Annotated in this window: 7 protein-coding genes; 2 read left to right on the forward strand and 5 right to left on the reverse strand. The window is 68.7% G+C overall.

Annotated elements, in window-relative coordinates; genetic code table 11:
- Positions 1 to 309, forward strand: a 309-nt coding sequence (locus tag FV222_RS16945; protein WP_147815210.1) for a tyrosine-type recombinase/integrase, incomplete at its 5' end; no start/stop codon positions are given.
- A gap of 116 nt (positions 310 to 425) precedes the next feature.
- Positions 426 to 1304 (forward strand): response regulator, encoded by an 879-nt coding sequence (locus FV222_RS16950; RefSeq protein WP_147763809.1) that lies wholly within the window; start codon positions 426 to 428, stop codon positions 1302 to 1304.
- A gap of 41 nt (positions 1305 to 1345) precedes the next feature.
- Here FV222_RS16950 and lpdA read toward each other — a convergent pair whose 3' ends face one another.
- From lpdA to odhB, 5 genes are all read right to left on the reverse strand, one after another.
- Positions 1346 to 2749 (reverse strand): dihydrolipoyl dehydrogenase, encoded by a 1404-nt coding sequence (gene lpdA / locus FV222_RS16955; RefSeq protein ID WP_147763810.1) that lies wholly within the window; start codon positions 2747 to 2749, stop codon positions 1346 to 1348.
- A gap of 75 nt (positions 2750 to 2824) precedes the next feature.
- Complete coding sequence (locus FV222_RS16960) at positions 2825 to 3580, reverse strand: SDR family oxidoreductase (protein ID WP_147763811.1); 756 nt, start codon at positions 3578 to 3580, stop codon at positions 2825 to 2827.
- Positions 3577 to 3900, reverse strand: coding sequence for a pentapeptide repeat-containing protein (locus FV222_RS16965; RefSeq protein ID WP_147763812.1), 324 nt, complete (start codon positions 3898 to 3900; stop codon positions 3577 to 3579). Before FV222_RS16965 ends, FV222_RS16960 begins: the two co-directional genes overlap by 4 nt.
- On the reverse strand, positions 3881 to 4255 hold the full coding sequence (locus FV222_RS16970; protein ID WP_246685509.1) for a hypothetical protein: 375 nt from the start codon (positions 4253 to 4255) through the stop codon (positions 3881 to 3883). Before FV222_RS16970 ends, FV222_RS16965 begins: the two co-directional genes overlap by 20 nt.
- A 30-nt stretch (positions 4256 to 4285) precedes the next feature.
- On the reverse strand, positions 4286 to 5039 hold a 754-nt coding region (gene odhB, locus FV222_RS16975), incomplete at its 5' end, for a 2-oxoglutarate dehydrogenase complex dihydrolipoyllysine-residue succinyltransferase (protein ID WP_147815212.1).

Genomic DNA, 5039 nt, shown 5'->3' on the forward strand with positions numbered 1-5039 from the left:
CTCTTCGTCGGCGTCCGCGGCGGTCCGCTCTCGCCGCGGATCATCCAGTACGTCGTCGCCCGGGCCCGCGGCGGCCTCGGGCTCCCCGACAGCGCGACGCCGCACGCCCTGCGACATTCCTTCGCGACCCATCTCCTGGCGCGCCAGGGCGAGCTTCGGGCGATCCAAGAGTTGCTCGGCCATGCCTCGCTCTCGACGACGCAGCTCTACACCAAGGTCGACGCGGCCAGGCTGATGAGCGCCTTCGACGCGACCCACCCGCGCGCAGGCCGACACCCGCCACGGAGAACCGCGCAAGACTTGATTTAAGTTACAAACGCCTTTTAGTGCGGTCGAAAGACCAGCTGCCTATTCCTCGGACAATTAAGCTTGCCGAGAGGATTACACTCTACGCTTGTGCGATCGTGACGGGACAGGCGAGAACCATGGCGGACGGACACGCCGGAACAGGGGAGGCGACGCGGGCGCCGCAGGCCAGCGCCGTGCTCATCGCCGACCGCGACGCCCGTCGCCGGGCCGAACTCGCGGCTGTGGTGGCGCGCTTCAATCCCGGAGCCACGGTCGTCGAGACGGACTCGGGCGAAACGCTGATCGAGCTCGCCCTCACTCACAAGCCGGCCCTGGCCTTCGTCGGCCTTCAGCTCGAAGGCTTGAGCGGCCCGGAGGCGGTGGCGGTGGCGCGCAAGCGCGGCGCGGCCCTACCCTGCCTCGTGCTGATCGCCGCCCGCGTCTTCGCACAGTGGCAGGAACTCGCGGTGTCGCTCGGCGCCTACGAGGTGCTGAAGGTGCCCCTCGACACCGACCACATCGAGAGCCTGCTGCACGCCGACGCCCGGCGCCGGCAGTCGACGCGCATCCTTCTCGCCTCCTCGTCGGATGCGGCGCGTGCGGCGATCGGACGGGTGCTCGGGCGCAGCGGCTTCGCCCTGGAGATCGACGAGACGGATTGCGGCCGCCACGCGTTCAAGCTCCTCAAGAGCGACGCCTACCCCCTCGCCTTCGTCGACGTGAAGCTCGGCGGCATCGACGGCCTCGAGCTCGCTTGCCAAGTGCAGCCGCTGGGCCTTTCGACCCATCTCACCGTGCTCACCACCGGCGATCCCGAGCCGATCGCCCAGGCGGCGCGCTACTTCGGCGCCGCCTTCGTGCTGCGGATGCCGTTCCACGCCCGCGACATCGACCTCGCGCTCCATCACGCATTCGGCCTGCGGCGGCCGTACCTGCTGAACGCGATCACCGCTCCGCCGGCCCCGACCGCCCTGTTGCGCATCGCCGCCCTCGCCCCGCACCGCCGCTCGGCTTGAGCGGAGGGCAGGGACAAACAGGAGGCGCGGCTGCGCGATCCTCAGACGTGGATCGCGCGCTTGCCGACCGCGAGCGCGGCTTCCTTCACCGCTTCCGTCAGGGTCGGGTGGGCGTGGCAGGTGCGGGCGATGTCCTCGGCCGAGGCCCCGAACTCCATCGCCACCGCCACCTCGGCGATGAGGTTGCCGGCGTCGGCGCCGACGATGTGGACGCCGAGCACCCGGTCGGTCGCGGCATCCGCCAGCACCTTCACGAAGCCCTCGGTGGTGCCGTTGGCCTTGGCCCGGCCGTTGGCCGTGAACGGGAACTTGCCGCTGTTGTAGGCGATCCCGTCCTTCTTCAGCTCCTCCTCGGTCTTCCCCACCGAGGCGACCTCCGGGTAGGTGTAGACCACGTTCGGGATCACCGCGTAGTTCACGTGGCCCGACTGGCCCGCCAGGATCTCGGCCACCGCGACGCCCTCGTCCTCGGCCTTGTGGGCGAGCATCGGCCCGGCGATCACGTCGCCTATGGCGTAGATGCCGGTGACGTTGGTGGCGTAGTGGCTGTCGGTCTCGATCCGGCCCTTGTTGTCGAGGCGGACGCCGACCCCGTCGAGGCCGAGCCCCTCGGTGTAGGGCACGCGGCCGATGGCCACGAGCACCACGTCGGCCTGGATCGTCTCGGCCGCTCCGCCCGCCGCCGGCTCGACGGTGACCGTGGCGGCGCCGTCAGCCACCGCGACGCCGGTGACCTTGGTCGAGAGCTTGAAGGCGATGCCCTGCTTGGCCATGATCCGCTGGAACTGCTTGCCGACCTCGCCGTCCATCCCCGGCAGCACGCGGTCGAGGTACTCGACCACGGTGACCTCGGCGCCGAGCCGACGCCAGACCGAGCCGAGCTCGAGCCCGATCACGCCGGCGCCGATCACCAGGAGCCGCTTCGGCACGGCCGCGAGTTCGAGCGCGCCGGTGGAGGAGACCACGATCGTCTCGTCGATCTCGACGCCGGGCAGGCGCGTCACGTCCGAGCCGGTGGCGATGACGATGTTCTTGGTCTCCAGCATCTGGTTGCCGCCGTCCTCGGACGTGACCTCGACGCGGCCTGCGCCGGCGATCTTGGCGGTGCCGTGGAAGGTCTCGACCTTGTTCTTCTTCAGGAGGAACTCGACGCCCTTGGTGTTGCCGGCGACGCCCTCGGCCTTGAAGCCCTGCATCTTGGCCAGGTCGAGCTTGACCGTGCCGACGTCGATGCCGAGGTCGGGGAAATGCTTCGTCGCCTCCTCGAAGGCCTCGGAGGCGTGCAGCAGAGCCTTCGACGGGATGCAGCCGACGTTGAGGCAGGTACCGCCATGGGTCGCGCGCTTCTCGACGACGGCGGTGCGCAGGCCGAGCTGCGCGGCGCGGATGGCGCAGACATAGCCGCCGGGGCCGGTGCCGATGACGACGAGATCGTAGGTGCTCATGGGTCTGTTCGTTCCTGCATTCGCGTGCGGCGACCGCCGGGGCGGGTCGCTGCCGGATTCATTCGTTCGTCGGCGTCACCGGCCGCCCGAGACGTCGAGGATGGCGCCGGTGGTGTAGGCCGCCTCGTCGGAGAGCAGCCAGAGCACCGGGGCGGCGACTTCGTCGGCGGTGCCGGCGCGCTTCATCGGCACGCCCGGCCCCATCGCGGCGGCCTTGTCGGGCGTGCCGCCGCTGGCATGGATCTCGGTGTCGATGATGCCGGGTGCCACCGCGTTCACCCGGATGCCCGCATCCGCCACCTCGCGGGCCAGCCCGATCGTGAAGCTGTCGATCGCCCCCTTCGAGGCGGCGTAGTCCACGAACTGTCCGGCTCCGCCCAGCCGCGCCGCGATCGACGAGACGTTGACGATGGCACCGCCGCGTCCTCCGGCCTTCGTCGACATCCGCCGCACCGCCTCGCGGGCGCAGAGGAACGAGCCGACGACGTTGGTCGCCATCATGCGATGGAGGCGGGCTGCACTCATCTCGGACACGGGTGCGGGCAGATCGACCACGCCCGCGTTGTTGACCAGCGCCGTAACGGTCCCGAGACGGTCGGCGGCCTCGAACAGGGCGACGATTTCGGCCTCCTCCGCCACGTCGCAGCGCACCGCGACGGCCTGCCCGCCCTCGGCTTCGATCGCCGCGACCGCCGTCGCGGCGGCCTCCGCGTCGGAGACGTAGCTCAGGCAGACGCGGTAGCCGCGCTTCGCCGCGAGCAGCGACACAGCACGGCCGATGCCGCGACCGCCGCCGGTGACGACCACGACCTTTTTCGCGAGATCCGTCACGAGGCGATATCTGCGGGGGACTCGACCGCATCGCGTAGCCGACTGCGGTCGATGTAGTCCGGCAGCACCATGCGTGCATCGATCACGGCACTGGCCAGTTGCTCGACCGTGAGGTTCTTCGCACCGGTGAGGTCCGCACCGCGTAGGATCGTCCCGACCAAGCGGGCACCTTCAAAATTCGATCGGGTAAAACGCGCGTTGCTGGCATCCGCGCCGGAAAGCTCAGCATCGCGAAGGTCGGCATTGCTGAGATCGGTCCGCCGGATGAAAGCACCGCGCAGATTGCGTATGGGACGATCTCTAGGCGACAGGCTTGTCATCGTCCGCAATCCTCATGCGCAGGTTCGCCATGATGGCTTGAACGTCGACCGGTGGATCCAAGTCCCGATAATCCGCCTGCCGTTCCCGCAAAATCGCTTGCAGCAGTTCGAACACTGGATTGGCTAGGTCGGAAAAGTCTCTTCCCATCTCACGTAAGACGTAGATCGCGGCGAGGCGCACCTCAAGGCGCTCGTCGCCGAGCTCTCCGGCGGCTCGGTTGAACAGCTCAGTCACGTGAGCGCGTCGGGCCAGTTCCGGTGTCAGCGTCCACCACGCGAGGATCACGCCGCCGAAGGCCGCAAGCGCAAGGCCGGCGTTCCGGACGATCTCCGAAACGAGGATCCAAGTTTGCATCCGGCCGCGTCCAGAAGCCTACGCCTCCGTTCACAGGTCCAAGACGAGCCGCGCCGGATCCTCCAGCGCCTCCTTCACCCGCACCAGGAAGGTCACCGCCTCCTTCCCGTCGACGATGCGGTGGTCGTAGGAGAGGGCGAGGTACATCATCGGCCGCGCCTCGATCTTGCCGTTGCGGACCACCGGGCGCTCCTCGATGCGGTGCATCCCGAGGATGCCCGATTGCGGCGCGTTGAGGATCGGGGTCGACATCAGCGAGCCGTAGATGCCGCCGTTGGTGATGGTGAAGGTGCCGCCCTGCATCTCGTCGATGGAGAGCTTGCCGTCGCGGGCCTTCTTGCCGAAGCCCGAGATCGTCTTCTCGATGCCGGCGATCGACAGGTCGTCGGCGTTGCGCACCACCGGCACCACGAGGCCCTTGTCGGTCCCGACGGCGATGCCGATGTGGTAGTAGTTCTTGTAGACGAGGTCCTGCCCGTCGATCTCCGCGTTGACCGCCGGCACGTCCTTGAGCGCGCCGATCACCGCCTTGGTGAAGAAGCCCATGAAGCCGAGCTTCGTGCCGTGCTTCTTCTCGAAGATGTCCTTGTACTGGCTCCGCATCGCCATCACGGCCGACATGTCCACGTCGTTGAACGTGGTCAGCATCGCGGCGGTGTCCTGCGCGTCCTTGAGACGGCGGGCGATGGTCTGGCGGAGCTTCGTCATCCGCACGCGCTCCTCGCGGGCGGCGTCGTCCGGCTTCGAGGCCGGGCGCGGCGGCGTCGGGCGCGCCTCCTTGGCC

It is taken from the genome of Methylobacterium sp. WL103, assembly GCF_008039885.1.
Classification (GTDB): Bacteria; Pseudomonadota; Alphaproteobacteria; order Rhizobiales; family Beijerinckiaceae; genus Methylobacterium; species Methylobacterium cerastii.